The sequence below is a fragment of the Pseudomonas sp. 2VD genome, assembly GCF_005503585.1.
GTDB lineage: Bacteria > Pseudomonadota > Gammaproteobacteria > Pseudomonadales > Pseudomonadaceae > Pseudomonas > Pseudomonas aeruginosa.
This window is the reverse complement of record NZ_SCND01000587.1, coordinates 1-2,115: the sequence shown is the minus strand read 5'-3', so window position 1 is coordinate 2,115 and position 2,115 is coordinate 1. Positions and strand designations below refer to the sequence as shown.

2 protein-coding genes and 2 pseudogenes are annotated in these 2,115 nt (G+C 61.7%); all 4 read left to right on the top strand.

Annotated features, from left to right (window positions below):
* A pseudogene (locus tag FFS27_RS32085) lies at nt 1-525 on the top strand (cytochrome b); the annotation flags it as partial.
* Nucleotides 525-1,307 (top strand): cytochrome c1, encoded by a 783-nt coding sequence (locus FFS27_RS32080; RefSeq protein ID WP_003094157.1) that lies wholly within the window; start codon nt 525-527, stop codon nt 1,305-1,307. The pseudogene FFS27_RS32085 and the gene FFS27_RS32080, both read left to right, overlap by 1 nt.
* Nucleotides 1,308-1,392: 85 nt before the next feature.
* On the top strand, nt 1,393-2,010 hold the full coding sequence (locus FFS27_RS32075) for a glutathione S-transferase N-terminal domain-containing protein (RefSeq protein ID WP_003094155.1): 618 nt from the start codon (nt 1,393-1,395) through the stop codon (nt 2,008-2,010).
* Nucleotides 2,011-2,033: 23 nt separating this feature from the next.
* Nucleotides 2,034-2,115 (top strand): annotated as a pseudogene (locus FFS27_RS32070) (BON domain-containing protein); the annotation flags it as partial.

The following is a 2,115-nucleotide window of genomic DNA, read 5'->3' as shown; positions in this document are numbered from 1 at the left end:
CCGCTGGACGGCATCGCGTTCCATCCGTACTACACCGTGAAGGATATCGTCGGTGTGGTGGTGTTCCTGTTCATCTTCTGCACCGTGATCTTCTTCTTCCCGGAAATGGGCGGCTACTTCCTCGAGAAGCCCAACTTCGAGATGGCCAACCAGTTCAAGACCCCCGAGCACATCGCTCCGGTCTGGTACTTCACCCCGTTCTACGCGATCCTCCGCGCGGTTCCGGACAAGCTGATGGGCGTGGTGGCGATGGGTGCGGCGATCGCCGTGCTGTTCGTCCTGCCGTGGCTGGATCGCAGCCCGGTTCGCTCGATCCGCTACAAGGGCTGGCTGAGCAAGCTGTGGCTGGTGATCTTCGCGGTGTCCTTCGTGATCCTCGGCTACTACGGCGCCCAGGCTCCGAGCCCGCTGGGTACTACCCTGTCGCGCGTTTGCACCGTCCTGTATTTCGCCTTCTTCATCCTGATGCCGTTCTACACCCGGATGGAGAAGACCAAACCGGTTCCGGAAAGGGTGACTGGCTGATGAAAAAGCAATTCGCTGCACTGATTCTGGCGGTACTGCCAGTCCTGGGTTTCGCCGCTGGCGGCCATGGGCCGCAACTGGATCATGTCGACATCGACCTGACCGACAAGGCGGCCATGCAGGATGGCGCGCGTACCTTCGCCAACTACTGCATGGGCTGCCATAGCGCCAAGTTCCAGCGTTACGAGCGTGTCGCCACCGACCTGGGCATTCCTGCCGATCTGATGATGGAGAAGCTGGTGTTCACCGGCGCCAAGATCGGCGACCACATGGACATCGGCATGAAGCCGGCCGACGCCAAGACCTGGTTCGGCGCTGCTCCGCCGGACCTGACCCTGGTTGCCCGCGTACGCGGCACCGACTGGCTGTACAGCTACCTGCGCTCGTTCTACGAGGATCCCAAGCGTCCGTGGGGCGTGAACAACGTGATCTTCCCCAACGTCGGCATGCCGAACGTCCTGGCGCCCCTGCAGGGACGCCAGGTGATCGGCTGCAAGCAGGTACAGGTGGTCGAGGATGGCAAGAAGCAGTTCGATCCGTTGACCGGTACCCCGCTGACTCACGAAGCTTGTGACCAGTTGACCGTGGTGCCGAAGACCGGCGAGCTGAACGAAGCCCAGTTCGACGAGAAGGTCAAGAACCTGGTGACCTTCCTGGCCTATTCGGCCAACCCGAACAAGCTGGCCTCCGAGCGTATCGGTACCTACGTCCTGCTCTACCTGGCCTTCTTCTTCGTATTCGCCTATCTCCTCAAGCGCGAGTACTGGAAGGACGTGCACTAACCCGCACGTTGGTCTTCGAAGCGCGCGCCCTACGGGGCGCGCGCGTCTTTTCACCTCCCACAAGTCGACCTGCGAGGAGGGCTCCATGGCTTCAATCAACAAGCTGACCTGCTATTCCGACCCTGCCGATCATTACTGCCATCGCATCCGCCTGGTCCTGGCCGAGAAGAACGTGGCGGTAGAGGTGATCGATATCGAGGCGGGCCGCTGTCCGCCGATGCTGGCGGAGGTCAACCCCTACGGTAGCGTACCGACCCTGGTCGATCGCGACCTGGCGCTGTACGAGCCGACGGTGGTCATGGAATACCTCGATGAACGCTATCCGCATCCGCCGCTGCTGCCCGATTATCCGGTGAAGCGTGCCAACAGCCGCCTGTTGATCCATCGTATCCAGCGGGACTGGTGTTCCCTGGTGGACCGGATCCTGGATGCGCGCAGCAAGGAGGCCGAGCGGGTCCAGGCGCGCAAGGAGTTGCGCGAGAGCCTGACCGGGGTTTCCCCGCTGTTCGCCGACAAGGCATATTTCCTCAGCGAGGATTTCAGCCTGGTGGATTGCTGCCTGTTGCCGATCCTCTGGCGTCTGCCGCTGCTGGGCATCGAGTTGCCGCGGCAGGCCAAGCCGTTGCTCGACTACATGGAGCGCGGATTCGCCCGGGAAAGCTTCCGGGCCAGCCTGTCTTCCGTTGAACGAGATATGCGTTAAGGAACATGAAGATGAATTCCAGCAGCAAGATCGACGACTCGCTGATCGACACCAAGGCCGCGGTGAACATCGCCAAGGCCGATCCGGCCCTGGACAAGGACTCTC

Bases quoted from the DNA above. Each gene is read 5' to 3' on its own strand.
- FFS27_RS32080 (WP_003094157.1), top strand. From the start codon at position 525: ATGAAAAAGCAATTCGCTGCACTGATTCTGGCGGTACTGCCAGTCCTG.
- FFS27_RS32075 (WP_003094155.1), top strand. From the start codon at position 1,393: ATGGCTTCAATCAACAAGCTGACCTGCTATTCCGACCCTGCCGATCAT.